The organism is Paramylibacter ulvae (assembly GCF_014652655.1).
Lineage (GTDB): Bacteria > Pseudomonadota > Alphaproteobacteria > Rhodobacterales > Rhodobacteraceae > Amylibacter > Amylibacter ulvae.
Window position 1 is genome coordinate 120,216 of the sequence record NZ_BMZF01000003.1, and the last position, 20,373, is coordinate 140,588.

Annotated in this window: 22 protein-coding genes; 19 read left to right on the forward strand and 3 right to left on the reverse strand. The window is 48.8% G+C overall.

What is annotated here, in order from left to right; translation table 11 throughout:
- Nucleotides 1–56: 56 nt before the first annotated feature.
- The gene (rpsD, locus tag IE094_RS07365; protein ID WP_189639935.1) at nt 57–677 is read left to right on the forward strand and encodes a 30S ribosomal protein S4; all 621 of its coding nucleotides are present in this window, start codon (nt 57–59) and stop codon (nt 675–677) included.
- Nucleotides 678–730: 53 nt separating this feature from the next.
- Here the strand turns inward: rpsD and IE094_RS07370 are convergent, their stop codons facing one another.
- Both IE094_RS07370 and IE094_RS07375 read right to left on the reverse strand, forming a co-directional pair.
- Nucleotides 731–1,675: a glycosyltransferase family 2 protein gene (locus IE094_RS07370; protein ID WP_189639936.1), complete on the reverse strand. Its 945-nt coding sequence runs from the start codon at nt 1,673–1,675 to the stop codon at nt 731–733.
- Nucleotides 1,676–1,788: 113 nt separating this feature from the next.
- Complete coding sequence (locus IE094_RS07375) at nt 1,789–1,992, reverse strand: hypothetical protein (RefSeq protein WP_189640271.1); 204 nt, start codon at nt 1,990–1,992, stop codon at nt 1,789–1,791.
- Nucleotides 1,993–2,191: 199 nt separating this feature from the next.
- Here IE094_RS07375 and IE094_RS07380 point away from each other — a divergent pair, with 199 nt between their 5' ends.
- The 3 genes from IE094_RS07380 (at nt 2,192) to IE094_RS07390 (ending at nt 4,914) form a co-directional block, all read left to right on the forward strand.
- Entirely contained in the window at nt 2,192–3,424 is a 1,233-nt protein-coding gene (locus tag IE094_RS07380; protein ID WP_189639937.1) for an MFS transporter, read from the forward strand.
- 66 nt (nt 3,425–3,490) lie between these two features.
- Entirely contained in the window at nt 3,491–4,363 is an 873-nt protein-coding gene (locus IE094_RS07385; protein WP_189639938.1) for a 50S ribosomal protein L11 methyltransferase, read from the forward strand.
- A gap of 53 nt (nt 4,364–4,416) precedes the next feature.
- Nucleotides 4,417–4,914 carry a hypothetical protein gene (locus IE094_RS07390; RefSeq protein ID WP_189639939.1) on the forward strand — a complete coding sequence of 166 codons (498 nt, stop codon included), beginning with the start codon at nt 4,417–4,419 and terminating at the stop codon, nt 4,912–4,914.
- 41 nt (nt 4,915–4,955) lie between these two features.
- Here IE094_RS07390 and IE094_RS07395 read toward each other — a convergent pair whose 3' ends face one another.
- Complete coding sequence (locus IE094_RS07395; protein ID WP_189639940.1) at nt 4,956–5,171, reverse strand: DUF1127 domain-containing protein; 216 nt, start codon at nt 5,169–5,171, stop codon at nt 4,956–4,958.
- 187 nt (nt 5,172–5,358) lie between these two features.
- On the opposite strand from IE094_RS07395, the gene ruvC reads away from it, so the two are divergent.
- The 15 genes from ruvC (at nt 5,359) to IE094_RS07470 (ending at nt 20,357) form a co-directional block, all read left to right on the forward strand.
- Nucleotides 5,359–5,871 carry a crossover junction endodeoxyribonuclease RuvC gene (ruvC, locus tag IE094_RS07400; RefSeq protein ID WP_189639941.1) on the forward strand — a complete coding sequence of 171 codons (513 nt, stop codon included), beginning with the start codon at nt 5,359–5,361 and terminating at the stop codon, nt 5,869–5,871.
- Nucleotides 5,868–6,542 carry a Holliday junction branch migration protein RuvA gene (gene ruvA, locus IE094_RS07405; RefSeq protein WP_189639942.1) on the forward strand — a complete coding sequence of 225 codons (675 nt, stop codon included), beginning with the start codon at nt 5,868–5,870 and terminating at the stop codon, nt 6,540–6,542. The genes ruvC and ruvA overlap by 4 nt, the downstream gene beginning before the upstream one ends.
- Before the next feature lie 17 nt (nt 6,543–6,559).
- Nucleotides 6,560–7,594, forward strand: coding sequence for a Holliday junction branch migration DNA helicase RuvB (gene ruvB, locus IE094_RS07410; protein ID WP_189639943.1), 1,035 nt, complete (start codon nt 6,560–6,562; stop codon nt 7,592–7,594).
- Nucleotides 7,594–8,247, forward strand: a complete 654-nt coding sequence (locus IE094_RS07415) for a hypothetical protein (RefSeq protein ID WP_189639944.1) — start codon at nt 7,594–7,596, stop codon at nt 8,245–8,247. The genes ruvB and IE094_RS07415 overlap by 1 nt, the downstream gene beginning before the upstream one ends.
- Nucleotides 8,247–8,645 (forward strand): YbgC/FadM family acyl-CoA thioesterase, encoded by a 399-nt coding sequence (locus IE094_RS07420; protein WP_189640246.1) that lies wholly within the window; start codon nt 8,247–8,249, stop codon nt 8,643–8,645. Before IE094_RS07415 ends, IE094_RS07420 begins: the two co-directional genes overlap by 1 nt.
- 110 nt (nt 8,646–8,755) lie before the next feature.
- Nucleotides 8,756–9,451: a protein TolQ gene (tolQ, locus tag IE094_RS07425; protein WP_189639945.1), complete on the forward strand. Its 696-nt coding sequence runs from the start codon at nt 8,756–8,758 to the stop codon at nt 9,449–9,451.
- A gap of 9 nt (nt 9,452–9,460) precedes the next feature.
- A complete protein-coding gene (gene tolR / locus IE094_RS07430) occupies nt 9,461–9,934 on the forward strand; it encodes a protein TolR (protein ID WP_189639946.1) in 474 nt (157 codons plus the stop codon).
- A gap of 4 nt (nt 9,935–9,938) precedes the next feature.
- On the forward strand, nt 9,939–11,084 hold the full coding sequence (gene tolA / locus IE094_RS07435) for a cell envelope integrity protein TolA (RefSeq protein ID WP_229802144.1): 1,146 nt from the start codon (nt 9,939–9,941) through the stop codon (nt 11,082–11,084).
- A complete protein-coding gene (gene tolA / locus IE094_RS07440; RefSeq protein WP_189639948.1) occupies nt 11,081–12,511 on the forward strand; it encodes a cell envelope integrity protein TolA in 1,431 nt (476 codons plus the stop codon). The genes tolA (IE094_RS07435) and tolA (IE094_RS07440) overlap by 4 nt, the downstream gene beginning before the upstream one ends.
- Entirely contained in the window at nt 12,508–13,830 is a 1,323-nt protein-coding gene (gene tolB, locus IE094_RS07445; protein WP_189639949.1) for a Tol-Pal system beta propeller repeat protein TolB, read from the forward strand. The genes tolA (IE094_RS07440) and tolB overlap by 4 nt, the downstream gene beginning before the upstream one ends.
- A 63-nt stretch (nt 13,831–13,893) precedes the next feature.
- Nucleotides 13,894–14,424: a peptidoglycan-associated lipoprotein Pal gene (gene pal, locus IE094_RS07450; protein ID WP_189639950.1), complete on the forward strand. Its 531-nt coding sequence runs from the start codon at nt 13,894–13,896 to the stop codon at nt 14,422–14,424.
- Between the two features lie 10 nt (nt 14,425–14,434).
- Nucleotides 14,435–15,253, forward strand: coding sequence for a tol-pal system protein YbgF (gene ybgF / locus IE094_RS07455; RefSeq protein ID WP_189639951.1), 819 nt, complete (start codon nt 14,435–14,437; stop codon nt 15,251–15,253).
- A 50-nt stretch (nt 15,254–15,303) separates the two neighbouring features.
- The gene (tilS, locus tag IE094_RS07460; protein ID WP_268247220.1) at nt 15,304–16,512 is read left to right on the forward strand and encodes a tRNA lysidine(34) synthetase TilS; all 1,209 of its coding nucleotides are present in this window, start codon (nt 15,304–15,306) and stop codon (nt 16,510–16,512) included.
- Nucleotides 16,513–16,591: 79 nt separating this feature from the next.
- Nucleotides 16,592–18,508 (forward strand): ATP-dependent zinc metalloprotease FtsH, encoded by a 1,917-nt coding sequence (gene ftsH / locus IE094_RS07465; RefSeq protein ID WP_189639953.1) that lies wholly within the window; start codon nt 16,592–16,594, stop codon nt 18,506–18,508.
- A 172-nt stretch (nt 18,509–18,680) separates the two neighbouring features.
- On the forward strand, nt 18,681–20,357 hold the full coding sequence (locus tag IE094_RS07470; RefSeq protein WP_189639954.1) for a formate--tetrahydrofolate ligase: 1,677 nt from the start codon (nt 18,681–18,683) through the stop codon (nt 20,355–20,357).
- Nucleotides 20,358–20,373: the final 16 nt, after the last annotated feature.

The following is a 20,373-nucleotide window of genomic DNA, read 5'->3' on the forward strand; positions in this document are numbered from 1 at the left end:
CGATGATGCGAAGGGAAAGGAAAGCACCTTTCATATAAGATGAGAGGAACCAGCCAGTGACTAAACGTACTGCTGCCAAACATAAATTAGACCGCCGCATGGGTGAAAACATCTGGGGTCGTCCAAAATCACCAGTAAACCGTCGTGAATATGGCCCCGGTCAGCACGGCCAACGCCGCAAGCAAAAATTGTCAGACTTCGGTATTCAGTTGCGCGCAAAGCAAAAACTGAAAGGTTACTACGGTGATTTGACAGAAAAACAATTCCGCCGCATTTATGCCGAAGCTGTGCGTGTTAACGGTGATACAGGTGAAAACTTGATCGGTTTGCTGGAACGTCGTTTGGACGCTGTTGTATATCGTTCAAAATTCGTACCAACAGTATTCGCCGCACGCCAATTTGTGAACCACGGCCACGTGACAGTGAACGGTCAAAAGGTAAACATCCCTTCTTACCGTGTTAAAGAAGGCGACGTGATCGAAGTACGCGAAAAATCAAAACAAATGGTTTTGGTTTTGGAAGCAACACAATCAGCGGAACGCGATTTGCCTGATTACCTGAACGTGGACAACGGCAAGTTGACATCAACATTTGTTCGCACACCCGGTTTGTCAGACGTGCCATACCCAGTGATGATGGAACCAAACTTGGTTGTGGAATATTACGCGAAAAACTAATTTTCGCCGACATTCGAATTTTAAGGCCGCTCAAATTTGGGCGGCCTTTTTCGTTATGACGGATAGGTATTGAAACGATCTGGAAATTCAAAGCGATATTTCCAAAACAGTTTTACAACCTGTTGATCAAAAAAATGATCAAGCTTTACTTGCTGGCGCGGTGATTTTTTCTGTCGTTTGAATGTAGCGTCGCTGATTTCGGTGTCACGATAACCTGGGATGCATTCATCCAAAAATTCGTAATGTGGCATATCCATTTCGGCAGGGGTGCGTGCCCAAAACGCGTCCATTTTTTCTTGGGTTTCGCCCAAGGACAGTTTCCAACGTGATGCTTCGCCACCACGGCTTTCGCTATAGGCCAGTAGCCGTTTTTGTTGGCGTTGGAATAGTTCGTCATTATCGACAAAGCGCAGGTGCAACATCAACAATTTTGGATCAAGCCATACGGGCCCAACCGCCCCATTTCCCCCGATGAGCGTTGGTTTTGTTAAAATACACGGACGACAGATATTCCAACGATAATAGAAATGTTTTCGTTGTTCGAAAACGGGTTGTGTCGGATCGAATGGGGTGTCGGATGTATGTTGAAACAATTCCACGCCAACACCCGCGCGATTGCCGATTTCGGGGATGCTATCTAGATACTGCCGCAAACCCATGGTGTCATCAGTGACAAAAATTTCATCAACATCGTTGTAAATAACGCAATCATAATAATGCAACAGGCTTGCCATCATATCGCTTATGGCGTGAAATCTGACGTGATCAAAATTACGTCGATCCTGCGCCTGTTTATCTTTGGCCGGGTTATCAAAGGGAATTCGCGTAATATTTTTCAAACTTGGAATAACAGATTGGGGAGGGTTGGTTTGTGAGTTGTGATCAATCACAAACAGGTTTTCGTCGCCAAATTCACGGGCGTAGTGGCGGTGCCAATTGTGTAAAAAAAATGTTTCATCACGCACCATCGTCAGCGCGGCATATCTTCGTTTGGTCACGTTAATCTATCCAACTTTATACCGTGTTTTGCATCATGATAGATTACGCAAAAGAAAAAGCCAGCGTCACTTCGGATCGCTGGCTTTTGATTGTCAATTTCAAGCGATGTTGATTAACGACAGATACCCACATCGTCACAGAGCACACCCGCAGCACCACCAACGACAGCACCTGCAACGACGTTACCGCCTGCTGTGCTTGCTACCACGGCACCAGTCGCAGCACCCACAAGCCCGCGTTCGGTTTCCGTATTCACAAAGCAACCCGTTAATGCCAACATGGCGCTACCACAGATAATAAGAGATAATTTTTGCATTGTTCTGCCTTTGTTTAAGTCAGCAAATTGTATTGCATCGACGTGTGGCGATTGTAACCAACTTTTTTGTGAGCGGCGGTTTTGTGCTGTTTTGGAAGTTTGATCGGCAAACCATTGCTTATATATATTTTTTTGTAAATCTGTGAGCCCTTATAAATTGGCGCTCGCAAAAACGCCGCGCAAGGGATAGTGGTTGCACATGAAAAGTCTTTCGATCGCAGAAACAATCTCGCTCCCGCGGTGGCGACGCCCATTTGCGTTGTTGGCGTTGATGACGTTCGTCATGCAACTGGCCTATGCCACTTGGATGGCATTGCTGAATAATTTCGTGCATGATCGGGCAGGCTTTGATGGATCGGATATCGGTTGGTTGCAATCCATACGCGAAGTCCCGGGATTTTTTGCTGTTGGCGTAATTGTCGTGCTCTGGGTGATGCGCGAACAGGTCTTGGCGATTGTTTCACTGATCGTTCTTGGTGGCGCGGTTGCCGTGACCGCGTGGTTTCCAACCTTTGGTGGATTGTTGATCACAACTTTTATTTCCAGCCTCGGTTTTCATTATTATGAAACAGCAAAACAATCATTAGAGTTGCAATGGTTACCCAAGGATCGCGCCCCTGTGATGCTGGGCTGGTTATTGGCAATCGGGTCGGCTGGTTCGCTCTTGGCGTATGGTTCGATTATGCTTGCATGGAAAGTGTTGGGTTGGGATTACAATGCGCTTTATATGATTGGTGGTTGTTTAACGTTAATCATCGCAGTGTTTTGTTATTTTGCGTACCCGCCATTTCATGGGCCAGCGGTGCAGCATCGCCATATGGTATTACGTAAACGATACTGGTTGTATTACGCGCTGCAATTCATGGCGGGTGCGCGGCGACAAATATTTTTGGTATTTGCCGCGTTCATGATGGTTGAACGGTTTGGCTTTGAGGTGCACGAGGTTACCGCACTTTTCCTAGTCAACTATATCGCCAATATGATTTTTGGACCGATCATGGGCAATTTAGTTTTGAAAATCGGCGAGCGAAATGCGCTGGCGGTTGAATATGTTGGGCTGGTACTAATTTTTGCAGCATATGGCGGCATCTATATCTTTGGCTGGGGTATTTTCTTGGCGGCGAGCTTGTATGTGTTGGACCATCTGTTTTTTGCATTGTCGATTGGTTTGAAAACCTATTTTCAAAAAATCGCAGACCCAGCGGATATCGCACCCTCGGCGGCGGTAGCATTCACGATCAATCATATTGGCGCGGTGGTGTTGCCAGCATTGCTTGGCTATTTGTGGTTGGTATCACCCGCATCAGTGTTTGCAGCGGCGGCGTTCATGGCATTTCTATCGCTTGTGTTGGCGCTTTGTATTCCGCGCAATCCACGCGAAGGGCATGAAACGATTTTCACGCGCGCCGCGCCGCAACACCACGCCGTGTAATTGCGCCTGACAAGCCATACGCGGTGGTGTAGATAAAACGCAACCCGCATAGATTCAGAGACACAAATGCCCACATTTACCGCCCTTACAACGCTTTCAAAAAAACCAAACGCAGATGCATTGGCCGAGGCGATGGAAAATATCTATCCCGAACCAACTGGCGTTGGCGTGTTTGAAATCGAAGATGGTTCAGGCATGTATGAGGTTGGGGTTTATTTCATCGAACAACCCGATGATATTGCATTGGCACTATTAGCGGCCGCGCATGGCGCCAAACCTTTTGCGATTTCTGAACTGCCTGAAACAGATTGGGTTGCCGAAGTGCGCCGTGAATTGGCACCCGTGCACGCAGGGCGATTTTTCGTATACGGTAGCCATGATGCGGACAAGGTTCCAGATGATGTTATGCCTTTGCTGATCGAGGCCGCGATGGCGTTTGGCACGGGGCATCACGGCACAACACAGGGCTGTCTAACGGCGCTTGATACGCTTGCAGTTGGCGGGTTTCACGCAAAAAACGCGGTGGACATTGGGTGTGGTACCGCCGTCTTGGCGATGGGTGCCGCCTGTTTGTGGCCAGAAAATGTTATGGCCAGCGACATTGACGAGGTTGCGACCGAAACGGCACTCGCGAATGTGAAATCTAACGGGTTAGAAGGGCGCATTGATGTGGTGACATGCGCGGGATTTGATCACCCTGATTTACGCGCCAAAGCACCATATGATTTGATCCTAGCTAATATTCTTAAGGGGCCATTGGTTGCATTAGCACCTGATATGAATACCCATTGTGCACCAAATGGTTACGTTATCCTGTCTGGTTTATTGAATGAACAGGCGGATGATGTGAAATCGGCATATATTGAAAATGGCTTCGCTTTGGTTGATCATTTGCAAATTGGTGAATGGTCAACATTGACCTTGCAGCGAAACACTTAACATTTCATTTTTTTGAGTTATGGTACAGCATAAGGCTAAAACTAGGTGATGCCATGGATAACAACGTAAAAGATTTCGAAAAACGCTTAAAAAAGATTGAAAAGGGTTATAAAAAAACTGGTCGCCACAAGGTGGGTAGTAACCCAAAAGCGAAAGCATACGCAGGGCGTACCACATATGGATCGCCAGATACGGGTATGAATTATTATCGCAAACGCGAAGGGTTTAAATTTTGGACATTCATGCGCCGCGCGATGTTTTTTGGTATTTTGGCGTTTTTCTGCGCACTTGGTTTGCGTGTGTTTATGTCAATTCAGATGGGTGCAGATGCGTATGACGCACGCGTGGGGGAACTGCGCGAAGGCACACAGGGTGAACAATACGCGGCCATGGGAATGCAACGTGGCCCGTTGATGTTAACGGTTGAAAATTTCGTACGCGAAGTGATGAACAAACCCGATGAAAGCGCACCCGAAACAGCATTGCCAAATGGTACCGCCGAACCTGGCGATGTACAAACCCCAAATGCAGAACAAGCGCCAAGCAATTAAGCATTGGCGCTTGTTAAGCGTATCAAAATGTTGGGGAGAGATTACATTTTGATTTTTTGGCAAACTGTTGAAATATCGCCATAGCAAAGACCGATGTCTGTCAATTCGCGATCAGACAAACGTGACAATTCTTTTGCTGTCAAACGACGTGCATTCCATGTTGAAAATGCTGAACGTGCGTTGTCCAAAACATTGATTGCGCGGAATACGGAGATTGCACCAAATGGCGCTGTTTTAACTGGTGATTGAATAGCCATTGGAACATCCTCTTGTTGGCATTGATTTCTTATTCCGCATGTAGGGGGGCGTTAAGCGATTCACAAATGCCCAATTGGCATACCCGTGATGCAATCACTGCATATATTTTACGCAATGATTGCTTGGCTCTTGGCAGATGTTCTTGTTTCGTGCTATCCCTTGCAAAACAAAAACAAGAGGCAGGGCATGCGCGTTATTGGAATTGATCCCGGATTGCGAAATATGGGCTGGGGAATCGTGGATGTGTTTGGTTCCAAAACCAGACATATCGCAAATGGAACTTGTCATAGTTCGAACAAAGAAACCCTTGCTATGCGTTTGATGTCATTGCATCGCCAATTGTCGGATGTTTTGGCCATTCACCAACCTGATACATCGGCGGTGGAACATACATTTGTGAACAAGGATGGCGCGGGGTCGTTAAAATTGGGGCAAGCGCGCGCGATTTGTTTGCTAGCACCTGCGCAATATGGTTTGGACGTTGCCGAATACGCCCCCAATCAGGTGAAAAAGGTTGTCGTTGGAGTGGGGCACGCAGAAAAACAACAGGTCGATCATATGGTACGGATGCAGCTGGGCGCGGTTGAAATTCATAGTGCTGATGCCGCCGACGCTTTGGCGATTGCGCTATGCCATGCGCATCATGCACAATTCGCAGGGCGTCTCGATGCGGCCATCGCAAAGGCAGGTGCCGCATGATTGGGAAAATCACAGGGCGCGTTGATTATCGCACAACCGATTACGTCTTGGTTGATGTGCAGGGTGTTGGATACGTCGTTTATTGTTCTGATCGCACCTTGGCGATGTTGCCGGGCAAGGGTGAGGTTGCGGCGCTATATACGGATTTGTTGGTGCGCGAGGATAACCTTCAACTGTTTGGTTTTCTGACATTGGCGGAAAAGGAATGGCATAAATTGCTGACCACGGTTCAGGGCGTGGGCGCAAAGGCCGCGCTTTCAATTGCTGGAACCTTGGGGGTTGATGGTATTTCACGTGCAATCGCGCTTGGCGATATTGCTGCGGTAAAATCCGCACAAGGTATCGGGCCAAAAATCGCACAGCGGATCGTGACCGAATTGAAAGATAAAGCACCAAGTATTATGGCACTTGGCACTGCGGGTAACGCCACCGTCGAGGCCGACACCGATATGGTTATCGAAACGCCAAGCCCAAGTACCCGTGCAGCGTCATCACCGCCGCCAGCGCAAAGTGCGGGTGCGCAGGCCGATGCATTATCCGCGCTGGTAAACCTTGGATACGGCCAAGGCGAGGCGGCGAGCGCCATTGCAATGGTTTTGGGGGATCAGCCCGATTTGGATTCGGGTGGATTGATCAAGGCCGCGTTGAAACGCTTGGCTCCGACAAGTTGATCGGTTAGGGCTGTAACATGAATGAACCAGACCCAACATTGCGCCCTGACGAATTGCCCGAAGACATTGATCGTGCAATGCGCCCAAGTGCGCTGGACGATTTTATTGGTCAGGCAGGCGCGCGTGCAAACCTAAAGGTATTCATTGAAAGCGCGAAAAAACGCGGGCAAGCGATGGATCACACGTTGTTTTATGGCCCCCCTGGTTTGGGAAAAACGACGTTGGCGCAAATCATGTCCAAAGAATTGGGTGTGAATTTTCGCATGACTTCCGGCCCCGTGTTGGCCAAAGCGGGTGATCTCGCGGCGATTTTAACGAATTTAGAAGAACGCGATGTTCTGTTCATTGATGAAATTCACCGCCTGAACCCTGTGGTGGAAGAGGTGTTATACCCTGCGCTCGAAGATTTCGAATTGGATTTGGTGATCGGCGAAGGCCCCGCCGCACGTACCGTGCGCATTGATTTACAACCTTTCACACTTGTTGGAGCAACAACTCGGCTTGGGCTGTTAACAACGCCGTTGCGTGATCGGTTTGGTATTCCAACACGGTTGGAATTTTATTCGGTTGATGAACTGTGCCAAATCGTGGAGCGCGGCGCGGGTTTGATGGGGATTCCGACTTCCCCCGATGGGGCACGTGAAATTGCCCGCCGTGCGCGTGGCACACCGCGTATCGCGGGGCGATTACTGCGCCGCGTTGTCGATTTCGCTGTGGTCGAGGGCGATGGCACCATTGATAAAAAAATGGCGGATGGTGCGTTAACACGTTTGAACGTGGATGATCTGGGGCTTGATAGTGCGGATCGGCGTTACCTGCGCCTGTTGGCGGAAAATTATGGTGGCGGGCCTGTTGGTGTTGAAACGATTGCTGCCGCATTGTCAGAATCGCGCGATGCGATTGAAGAGGTGATCGAGCCATATTTGTTGCAACAAGGCTTGATACAACGCACTCCGCGCGGGCGGATGTTGGCGGCAAAAGCATGGGTGCATTTGGGGTTGGCGGCACCAAAGCCCACGCCGCAAACTGATTTATTTGGAACAGGAAAGTAATGTCAAAAACTACATCCCCCGAGGCCATCGAAACGCTGTTCGATCATAACGGAACCTATCGTTTTGCACGATGGGGGCGCCCGATTGCGCCTGTCGTGTTTGGTGTTGATGACGACACGTTGACGGCAATGAAATCGGCGATGGCAACCACCGTGGGGGTTGCAGGGCAAACACTTGTGGAAACAGATCCCGAGCTTGGGTCAAATTTCATGTGGTTCTTTTGCCAAGAATGGAACGAAATTTTATCGGTTCCCGATTTGGATAAACTGGTTCCAAATCTAGATCAAACGATTGCACAACTGGAACAACGCGATTTAAATTCGCACCGTGTGTTTGCGTTTGATAATGATGGCGCGATCAAGCTGTGCGTGATGTTTGTGCGCATCAAAGGTGAAATGGCCGACGTGCCGGTGCATGTTTTGACCACGGGCGAAACTTTTCAGGCCATGGCGCTATGGTCGCCTAATGCGTTTCAAGACGAAAGCCCAATTGCGATTATTCAGGAAAACAACCTGTGTTTGGTCAAACCAGAATACGCCGCGATTTTGCGCGCAAGTTATGATGCAACCATGCCTGCAGTTGCGGATGATGCATCCCATGCGTTGCGCGTGTCTGCGCGTGCGCTAAAGCTGTGGCAGGATATGCAACAATGATCCCACATGAATTTAAACTGAATGTGTTTTACGAAGACACGGATATGGCAGGTATCGTTTATTACGCCAATTATTTGAAATTTATCGAACGTGGGCGTTCCACATTAACGCGTGAAATTGGGATTGATCAGTTGGAAATGCAACGCAAGGGCGTTGTTTTTGCAGTGCGAAAGATAGAGGCAGAATACCTTGGCGCGGCGAAATTAGATGACGAATTGGTGATTGCTACAGTTTTGCAACAAGTTACGGGTGCAAAAATCCTGTTTCAACAGGAAGTGTTGCGTGGTGATGATGTGTTGTTTTCTGCTTTGATAACAGTGGTTTGCATTGGTGAAAATGGACGCGCAACGCGCATTCCCAAGGAAGCGTTGCAAAAATTCCAGAAATTTTCCGCTTAATGCGTCAAATACCCCCAAAATTCTAGTTTTTCCCAAAAAAACCAGCTAAACTGACCCGATAATAATAATCGCCACGTAAAAATACGGGCATAGGCAGAACGAGCGGTAACATGGAAGCAGAAGCACTTGGTGCGGCAGCAGAAATTGATTTTTCTATGCTGACTTTATTTTTAAGAGCAACTCTCACTGTAAAAATTGTGATGTTAATATTGATTTTCGCGTCCGTGTGGTCGTGGAGCATTATCATCCAAAAATTTATCAACTACAAAAAAGCCAAAGAAGAAACCGCGATGTTTGATCGTGCGTTCTGGTCTGGTGAGCCGTTGGATAAATTATACGAGCGCACGGGTTCCGAGCCCAAGGGTGGCTCTGAAAGGATATTTGCATCTGCCATGGGCGAATGGCATCGATCATATCGCCAAGACGGTGAATTGATCGCAGGTGTTCAACAACGTATCGATCGATCAATGGATGTGGCCATTGCACGCGAAAGCGAAAAACTGAACAACGGTTTGACGTTTTTGGCAACCGTGGGTTCCATCGCGCCGTTCGTTGGATTGTTTGGCACGGTCTGGGGCATCAAAAACGCGTTTGAAGAAATCGCCATTCAGCAAAATACCAACCTTGCCGTTGTGGCACCTGGTATTGCAGAGGCGTTGGTTGCGACCGCGCTTGGCCTGTTGGCCGCGATCCCTGCCGTGATTTTCTATAATAAACTGTCAGCGGACGCCGATAAATTGATCGGTGATTACGATAGTTTCGCCGACGAATTTGCAACAATTCTGTCACGTCAACTCGATAGCTAGGAGGCCATCATGGGTGCAGGTGTAGTGCAACGTGGTGGCGGCGGTGGCGGTAAGCGCCGAAGCCACGCAAAACGCAGGCCAATGTCAGAAATCAACGTAACCCCGTTTGTGGATGTCATGTTGGTTCTGTTGATCATCTTTATGGTGGCCGCGCCGCTGTTAACTGTGGGTGTGGAAATTGATTTGCCTGATACCAGTGCCGAGGCATTGCCAACAGAGCAAGAAGAACCACTGACAATCACAATTAGTGCCGATGGTGAAATTCAAATTCAAAACGAAGGTTTGGATGGCACACCATTGGTTGCAAAGCTAAAGGCAATCGCCGCTGAACGAGAAGGCGACAAAGTATTTTTGCGCGCCGATGGTGGCGTAAGTTACAGCGTCGTCGCCGAAGTGATGGGCGCATTGAACAGTGGTGGGTTTAAAAACATCGGCCTTGTCACCGACGCAGGTGGCCCAGCACTTGATGGGACTGACCAGTAACCAAATGGATACCGGGATTAAAATATCAGCATCGGCGCATGTGGCATTAATTGCCGCCGCGATTTTTTCAGGTCAGTTGTTTAGCGCTGCGCCTGACGAAGCGGTGTCGGTTGCGCAAGTGTCATTGATTTCGGGCGATGAATTGGACGCGATGACAATCCAATCTGTGGATGAAACAAATGTCGACGAACCCGCGCCAAACGTAGCCGAACCCGTCGTCGTCGAGCCAGAAGTTCAAGAACCCGATGTGGCAGAGCCGGAACCAACATCACCAGAAGTGACGGAACCTGAACCCGTTGGCGAAGTTGAAACAGCAGATGTCGGAACAGAAGCAATCGTTGAACAAGCCGGCGAAGTTAAGGACGAAGAATTTGCAATGGCGGCGCCCAAACAGGCCGACATTGTTGCAGATCAAGTCACAGAAAAACCCGAAGATATCGCGCAACCCGTAGAAGAGACTGTGCCGTCAGTAACACCAAAAGAAAAGCCCAAGGATTTGGTTGAACCGGTAGAGCCCAAAGAAGAGGCAACACCAAAAGAGACAACAACCAAAGTTGTGACAGAGGCGGACGAGCCAGATCAAAATGATCCTATGAAAACGGTGCGTCCAAAGGGACGCCCACAGCAATTGGCGAAACTGGAAGAACCGGCAGAGGAAAAGCCAGAACCCAAACCCGCCCCAGAGCCAGAACCCAAACCCGATCCAGAATCCGCGGTTGATCCGTTGGAACAAGCGATTCTGGATGATCTGAAAGCAGAAGAAGCAAAGCGTACAGCAGCCGAAACAGGTGTTGCAAACGCATCGGCGGGCGAATCCAACGCGCGCAAGGGTTCACCGTTGTCGCAATCCGAAAAGGATGGTTTGATTTTCGCAATCAAGGAATGCTGGAATGTTCCATTTGGTATTGAAAACGCCGATGAACTTGCAGTGACAGTTGGATTTGAGCTGCATCCAGATGGACGCCTTAAGGGACAGATCAATTTTCTATCCGAAGGAGATGAAAATTCCGGTTTGACGGCGGTTGCATACCGCGCGGCGCGCTCTGCGATTGTACGCTGCCTTCCCTATGACAAACTGCCCCAAGACAAATACGATTCTTGGAAAAAGGTTGAGGTCACATTTGACCCCAAAAAAATGGTGCTGCGATGAGCTTTGATCGTGAAAAATGGACAATCATTGGCGGTATTTGCGCGATGGTGTTATCGGGGGGACTGGTTGCCGCAACATGGATTGGCGGCCCTGCTGATGTCGTGGCCACTGACGATCAAATCCCCGAAAGAACGCTAAATGCGCAAAAGGAAATTGAGGCCGTTATTGCCGCCGAAAAGGCAGCAATAGCTAAGGACACCGCAGATCAAGAAAAACGTGATCGTATTGCCGAAGACGAAAATAACAAAGCGGTCGCTGACCAAATAGAACGTGAGCGCTTGGTAAAACAAGCTGCTGAAGAACACGAACAAGAAGTTGCAGCGCAATTCATCACCAGTAAAGTGAGCATTGCAGAAGCCGAAAAACAAAAAAACGAAGTTTCACAAGCAGAGCAACCATTGGAACAGGAAGAAATGGCGACAGAGGTTGCCAAAGAAACGGTTGTAGATATTGATAAAGAACCAAGCGCTATCAAAAAACTGGAAACCCAAGCAGAGCTGTTGAAACAAAATAAGTTGGCCGCGCAGAGGGAAGCCGAACTTGCCGCGCAAAAAGCACAACAAGAGTTGAATGCGCGAAAAAAAGTAGAAGAAGTGAAGCGAGCGGAATTGGCAGCGCTGCAAGAGCGTGCGCGTAAGTTAGCAGAACAACAAAAAGTTGAGGCACAAAAACGCGAGCAAGAATTATTAGCCGCGCAACAACGTTTGCAAGAGTTTCAAGAAACACAAACATCCAAAGTTGTTAGTCCCGATGAGAGCGAAAAATCGGTTGGTGAGCAGGCGGAAACACAAGCAAAACCAGCACAAGAAAACGTGGTGAAAAGCGTGAAAACGATTACGGAAAAAGTTGAAACCGTTGTTGTCGCTCCCAAAACACAGGAATCGCCAATCGCGGTTACTACACCAACAATTACACCGCTCGATTCAGACGCAGATCAGACGACAGCGGCGTTCGACACTGCCACGATTGTTGAAATTGCGAAAGAGAAAGACGTTGCGCGGGCAAAATGGGATGCCAAAAAATCTGATAACGTTTTGTCCGCTGCGCCAAAGCAGGTGATTAAACAAGTGAAGCCACAAGCTAAAAAGAAGCAAGCGAATACAACAAACAATGCAAACCTATTGCCGCGTGTTGCCAAAAATTCAATTGCTGCACAAATCGCTGGGTGTTGGAAATCGCCCCAATTATTCGCCGAGAACAACGATAATCGCATCACGCTCCGTGTGGCGCTTAACAAGCAAGGGTTTTTATTAAGCAGCCCGAAAATGACAAACTGGACCGCAGATAATTTTGCCAGATCGGACGGTTTCAACATAGCGCGCCGTGCATTGACGCGCTGCCAACCATATCAACTGCCTGTTCAAAGTTACGCATCTTGGCGTAATCTTTCGATTGTGTTCGGGCCTCAATCAGTGAGTGTGAAATGAAAAATTTCTTAAAATCATTTGCAATCGCGAGTGTGATTGCCGCCCAACCAATCAGCGTGTTCGCCCAAGACGAGGGTACGCTACGCATTACCATTGACGAGGGTATCATCGAACCAATGCCCATCGCCCTGCCAACATTTGTGGCGGGAAGCGGCGCAAATGAATATGTGCAAAAAGTGACCGACGTCATCATTCAAGATTTGGTTGGCACGGGATTGTTTCGCGCAATTCCCAAAGATGCGCATATTTCCACAATCACGGATTTCGCAGCACCTGTTGAATATGCGAATTGGAAAGCGATCAACGCTGATGCGCTTGTAACGGGGAATGCCACCAACGCAGGTGGCAAGCTAACGCTGCAATTTCGCCTCCATGATGTGACGGGCCAGCGTAACATTGGCGAAGGTATGCAATTTGTTGCTGGTTCAGACAGTTGGCGGCGCATGGCGCACAAGGTTGCCGATGTTATATATGCCCGCCTCACTGGTGAAGAAGGTTATTTCGACAGCCGTGTTGTGTATATCGCCGAGGAAGGCCCAAAGAATGACCGTAAAAAACGCCTTGCCGTGATGGATTATGATGGCGCGAACATTCGGTATTTGACCGATAGCAATTCCATCGTTTTGGCACCGCGGTTTTCACCAAATGCGCGTGAAATTGTTTACACCAGTTATGAAACTGGGCAACCCACTGTGTTTACGATGAATGTGGACACGCTTGCGCGCCGCGCTCTTGATCAAACACCAGGAATGACGTTCGCGCCCAGATTTTCACCCGATGGCACCAAGGTTGTGATGTCGCTTGCAGATCGCGGAAATACCGACATTTATATGATGGATATTCAGTCGGCGCAAAAAACACGTTTGACGGATTCCGCCGCGATTGAAACCGCGCCAAGCTTTTCCCCCGATGGTTCGCAAATCGTATTTGAATCGGATCGCGGTGGCGGGCAGCAAATTTATATAATGGATGCCAACGGCGGCGGCGTGCGTAAGGTTAGCAACGGGAATGGTAACTATGGCACGCCCGTGTGGTCGCCGCGCGGTGATATGATTGCGTTTACAAAAATGGTTAACGGGCGATTTCATATCGGCGTAATGCGTACCGATGGCAGCAATGAAAAATTGTTGACGGCATCCTTTCTGGATGAGGGGCCGACATGGTCACCCAACGGGCGTGTTGTTATGTTTTTCCGTGAAACACCAGGCGAAAGTGGCGCACCATCGTTACATTCGGTTGATATTACGGGGCGAAATTTGAAAAAAATTCCAACCCCAACTTTTGGATCTGATCCTGCGTGGTCAAATCTGTTAGACTAAGGCAAGAGGGCGGTGCCCGAACAACGATAACAGCGGAAAATCCGCGATAAAAAGGTAGAGCAAATGCAAATTACAAAACTAGCGATTGCCGCGATTGCGGTGTTAAGTGTTGCAGCATGTGACAAAAACAACGGTCTGGATGACGGACCAATGGATGGCGTAAACGGCGCCAACGCTGGCATGACGGGGAATTCAGACAATATTTCTGCGTCAAACTTGGACCCATCATCAATTGCGTATTTCAAAGAAACGATCGGTGATCGCGTTCTGTTTGCGGTTGATCAGGTACAATTGGCACCAGAAGGTGCCGCAACATTGGATAAACAAGCGGGTTGGTTGATTGCAAATCCCAACGTAAGCATTTTGATTGAAGGCCACGCGGATGAACAAGGTACGCGTGAATACAACCTTGCGCTTGGCGCGCGACGTGCAAGTTCGGTATCGAACTATTTGGCGAGCAAAGGAGTGCCCGATTCACGTCTGAAAACCATCACCTATGGCAAAGAGCGGCCATTGGAAGTATGTTCAACCGAAGTTTGTTATTCTAAAAACCGCCGCGCAGTAACCGTGGTTGCTGGTGGTTTGGGAAGCTAGGTAAAACGTGATGAAATTGGCGAAATCATTTATTCTGACCGCATCGATCGCAATGTTTGCGTTCGGCGCATCCGCACAAGATAACAGTCAAACCTTGGCAGATATCCGTTCCGAAATGACATTTTTATACGCAGAAATTCAAAATCTTCGTAATGAATTGTCAACGACGGGCAATGCAACAGCACCCGCAAATTCCGGTCCTGCATTGTTGCGTGTGGATCAGGTGGAAAATGATTTGCGCCGCATCACGGGCCAAATTGAACAACTGGAATTGCGGATTAACCAGATCGTGAAAGACGGGACAAACCGTATTGGCGATTTGGAATTCCGTTTGGTTGAACTGGAAGGCGGCGATATCACCGCGCTTGGCAAAACACCAACATTGGGTGGTGATGTTGCGGCGGCACCGTCGCCCACGAATACAACAGAAACGGGCATGGAATTGGCCGTGGCAGAAAAATCAGATTACGAAATGGCTGTTGCCGCGTTTCAATCGGGTGATGCAACTGGCGCGGAGACACAATTCGCGACGTTTTTGCAAAATTACCCTGGTTCACCGCTGACCGCGGCGGCGCAATATTGGCAAGGCGAAGCGCAAGCGAGCCTTGGCAATTGGAATGAAGCATCGCGTAATTTCTTGGCCAGCTTGAAACAAGATGGTGCCAGCGAACATGCGGGCAAGGCGATGTTGGGGCTTGGCATTGGTTTGGCACGTTTGGGCAAAACCGAACAAGCATGTCAGACGTTGACCAGCGTCGCCACGCGTTACCCAAATGATACGGCTGTTGATCAAGCAAACGCCGAGGCAATCGAGCTTGGCTGTTCTTGACCGAGGAAAAATCAAAGTTTAATTTAACACAATTTGAGCAACGCTTAACCTTGCTATCGGATGGGCCTGTTGGGGCTGCTGTTTCTGGGGGGAGTGATTCAATTGCAATGTTGTTGCTGCTTGCCAATTGGTGCGCGAAAAACGGGCGTGCGTTGCATGTTGCCACAGTCAATCACAATCTGCGCGCTGACGCGGCAATCGAAGCAAGATTTGTCGCAAATGTCTGTGCAAAACTTGGCATTCCGCATGAAACGCTGGTGTGGCCTGGTTGGGATCAACGTGGAAATTTGCAGGAGGCGGCGCGAAATGCGCGCAAGACGTTGTTGTCTGATTGGGCCAAGCAAAATGAGCTTGGATCCGTCGCGATAGGTCATACCAAGGATGATCAGGCGGAAACGATTTTGATGCGAATGTTGCGTGGTTCGGGTGTGGATGGGATCAGCGGCATTTATCCAATTGAGAACGGTGATGGATTTGTTTGGCTGCGCCCATTGCTTGATTATGAACGACAAGAATTACGCGCCTATCTTACATCCAAGAACCAAGACTGGATCGACGACCCAAGCAACCAAGAAACGCGATTTGATCGGGTGAAACTGCGCCGCATTTTGCACGACATCACCGAGGCTGGATTTTCCACGCATGGAATGATCACAACCGCTGAAAATATGAAACGCGCCCGTCATTTTTTGGAAAATGCACTGGCAAACCATGCCCAAGATATCTGCGAAGTCACGGACGCAGGATCAATTTTAATTCACAAAGAAAAACTTTGCGTTGCTGAACCTGAAATGCGGTTTCGCCTGATCGCGCATTGTTTGAAACGCATTTCAGGCAATATTTACCCACCGCGATTACATGCACTGGAACTGGTCGATGCGCAGGTATTGTTGGGAGAATCAACCGCATTGCATGGGTGTTTGATCCGTCAAGCGTCCGATGATAGAGTTGAAATATCGCGCGAACCCAATGCAATGCCATCGCAACATGGCATTAAAGAGCTGTTTGATAATGCGTGGGAAATTAACGCTGTGGATCAAATCGGCGACGTCGTAGTTGCCCCAGTTGGTGAAAATGGGATTTCACAAATTGCGGATTGGCGCGATCTTGGGTTATCTCGATACGCCTTGATGGCCACCCCTGCCATTTGGCGAAAAGAGGAATTGATAGCGGCGCCAATTGCGGGTATGTGCAATGGCTACACCTGTCGTTTGACGTGGGGTTATCACGAGTTCTTGACGTCCATCCTGACGCATTGAATCTTTTGTAAATAACCTTAAGTTTAATAGGCAAAATAGAATCTGTCGTACCCCCGCGACAGGATTTAGGAGAATTACCTTGGGCAACAGCAGAAACTTGATATTTTATATCGTTGGCTTTTTCCTTTTGATGGCGATGTTCAACATCTTTAACGGCGCTGCGAGCACGCCGTCTGATCGTTTGGTTTATTCGGAATTGATGGAAAAAGTCGAAGCAGGCGAAGTGAAAACCGCACAGCTAAACGGCGAAAATGTCGTGATCGAAGATTCAGCAGGCAAAAAATACCGTGCGGTTGTGCCATATGACGAAGGCGAGTTGATCAAAAATCTGCTTGATGCTGATGTCGAAGTAACCGCAGAACCGCAGGGCGAAACAGCATTTGAATTCTTTGCCAAATATTTCTTGCCGATCTTGTTGTTAATCGGTGTGTGGATTTATTTCATGAACCGCATGCAAGGTGGCGGCAAAGGTGGCGCAATGAGCTTTGGTAAATCCAAGGCGAAAATGCTGAACCAAAACGAAGATCGCAAAACATTTGATGATGTTGCTGGGATCGACGAGGCCAAAGAAGAGCTAGAAGAAATCGTTGAATTTTTGCGTGATCCACAAAAATTCTCGCGCCTTGGTGGTCAAATCCCAAAAGGGGCATTGTTAATCGGCCCTCCTGGTACTGGTAAAACCTTGCTTGCACGCGCAATCGCGGGCGAGGCGGGTGTTCCGTTTTTCTCTATCTCTGGTTCTGACTTTGTTGAAATGTTCGTTGGCGTTGGCGCATCACGTGTACGCGACATGTTTGAGCAGGCCAAAAAGAATGCACCTTGTATCGTATTTATCGACGAAATCGACGCTGTTGGTCGCCATCGTGGCGCGGGTTACGGCGGTGGTAACGATGAGCGCGAGCAAACATTGAACCAATTGCTGGTTGAAATGGACGGGTTCGAGGCGAACGAAGGTGTGATCCTGTTGGCCGCAACCAACCGCCCAGATGTTTTGGACCCTGCACTGAAACGCCCTGGTCGTTTTGATCGTCAAATTCAGGTGCCAAACCCAGACATCAAAGGCCGCGAAAAGATTCTAGAAGTGCACGCACGCAAAACGCCACTTGGCCCGGATGTGGATTTGCGCATCATTGCCCGTGGTACACCTGGGTTTTCTGGTGCGGACCTTGCCAACCTTGTGAACGAGGCCGCATTGACCGCTGCGCGCACTGGCAAACGGTTCGTCACGATGGAAGATTTCGAATTCGCCAAAGACAAGGTGATGATGGGATCAGAACGTCGTTCAATGGTTCTGACAGAAAAGCAAAAAGAAAAAACCGCTTACCACGAGGCAGGGCACGCATTGGTTGGCATGTCGCTGGACGAATGCGATCCTGTTTACAAGGCCACGATCATTCCGCGCGGCCAAGCGCTAGGCATGGTGATCTCGCTGCCAGAGATGGACAAACTTCAATACAGTCGTATTGGTTGCGAGCAGTATCTTGCGATGGTGATGGCGGGCAAAGCCGCCGAAATCATGAAATACGGCGAAGATCAGGTTACCAGTGGCCCCAGTGGCGATATCCAGCAAGCATCCGCGATGGCGCGTTCCATGGTGATGCGTTGGGGTATGTCTGATAAGGTGGGTGATATCGATTACCAAGCAGCCCACGAAGGCTACACAGGTGGCAACGTTGGTGGTTTTTCAATCTCTGCCAAAACCAAAGAGTTGATCGAAGATGAGGTGAAACGCCTAATCGATGACGGTTATCAAACCGCGGCCAGCATTTTGAAAAAGAAAAGCAAAGAGTTTGAGCGTTTAGCACAAGGTTTGTTGGAATACGAAACATTGACTGGCGAAGAAATTCAAAAGGTCATTGATGGCAAGAAAATCGGCAAAGATGATGACGATGACAAACCATCCGGTGATGCAAAACCAAGCGTTGCCGCGATTCCAAAGACCAAGAAAAAACCGCGCAAGCCTGACGCGGGATTGGAACCTGAACCAACCGCATAAAAAGAGGACCCGCCATTGGCGGGTCTTTTCTTTTGGGGAACAAGATTTCTGATATGAAACGGAAAAACTACACAAAGCCGATTCAGATACGTTTTGTGTCGGTTTTTATCTGCGCCATGGGTTACAAATCGCGCCATAGATAGTTATCACATTTCTCTGGGAGAGCTTGAATATGGCCTATAAGACCGACATCGAAATCGCACGCGAGGCGAACAAGAAACCGATTCAAGAAATTGGCGCGAAACTGGGTATCCCCAGTGATGATCTTTTACCCTTTGGCCATGACAAAGCAAAGGTCAGCGCGGAATTTATCGCCGCGCAGCGTGACAAAGAAAACGGCAAACTGATTTTGGTCACTGCGATCAACCCAACACCCGCTGGTGAAGGTAAAACAACAACCACTGTGGGATTGGGTGATGGTCTGAACGCCATTGGTAAAAAGGCAGCGATTTGTATTCGCGAGGCATCCCTTGGTCCGTGTTTCGGAATGAAGGGTGGTGCCGCTGGTGGTGGCTATGCTCAAGTTGTGCCAATGGAGGAAATGAACCTTCATTTCACAGGCGATTTTCACGCGATTACATCGGCGCATAACCTTTTGTCGGCGATGATCGACAATCACATTTATTGGGGTAATGAGCTGGAAATCGACCAACGCCGTGTGGTTTGGCGCCGCGTTTTGGATATGAACGATCGTGCATTGCGCGATGTTGTGACCAGCCTTGGTGGTGTATCAAACGGTTTCCCACGTCAAGCAGGTTTCGATATTACGGTGGCGTCCGAGGTCATGGCGATTTTGTGTTTGGCACTGGATATTGACGATCTGCAACAACGACTAGGCGATATTATTGTTGCCTATCGTCGTGATCGCACCCCTGTGTATTGCCGCGATATCAAGGCCGACGGCGCGATGACAGTATTGTTGCAACAAGCGATGCAGCCAAATATCGTGCAAACCTTGGAAAACAATCCTGCATTCGTGCATGGGGGTCCGTTTGCGAATATTGCGCATGGTTGTAACTCTGTTGTGGCGACAACGACTGCGCTGAAATTGGCGGATTACGTCGTAACGGAGGCTGGATTTGGCGCCGATCTTGGCGCCGAGAAATTCATGAACATTAAATGTCGCAAGGCAGGCATCGCGCCAAGCGTGGTTGTTTTGGTTGCAACCGTGCGGGCGATGAAAATGAACGGTGGCGTTGCCAAGGCGGATCTGGGCGATGAAAATGTTGATGCGGTGAAAAGTGGTTGCCCCAACCTTGGCCGCCATATTGAAAACCTGAAATCATTTGGCGTTCCTGTTGTTGTGGCAATCAATCATTTTGTCACGGATACGGATGCCGAGGTGCAAGCAGTGAAAGATTTCGTCGCAAGCCAAGGTTCCGAGGCGATTTTGTCTAAACATTGGGAATTTGGTTCGACTGGTTCTAAGGATTTGGCAACACGCGTGGCGGAAATCGCCGATGCGGATATGGCAAGCTTTGCGCCAATTTATCCTGATGATATGCCATTGTTTGAAAAAGTCGAAACGATTGCCAAACGTATTTATCGCGCGGACGAAGTTTTGGCCGATAAAAAAATTCGCGATCAGCTAAAACAATGGGAAGATCAGGGTTATGGCAATTTGCCTGTTTGTATGGCGAAAACCCAATATAGTTTCAGCACAGATCCAAACCTGCGCGGTGCACCGGTGGGTCATTCTGTTCCTGTGCGCGAAGTGCGTCTGTCAGCGGGCGCTGGATTTATCGTTGTTATTTGCGGGGAAATCATGACCATGCCAGGGTTGCCAAGGGTTCCGTCAGCCGAAGCAATCTGTATCAATGATGACGGTGTGATTGACGGATTATTCTAAACAACAACGTTTGACG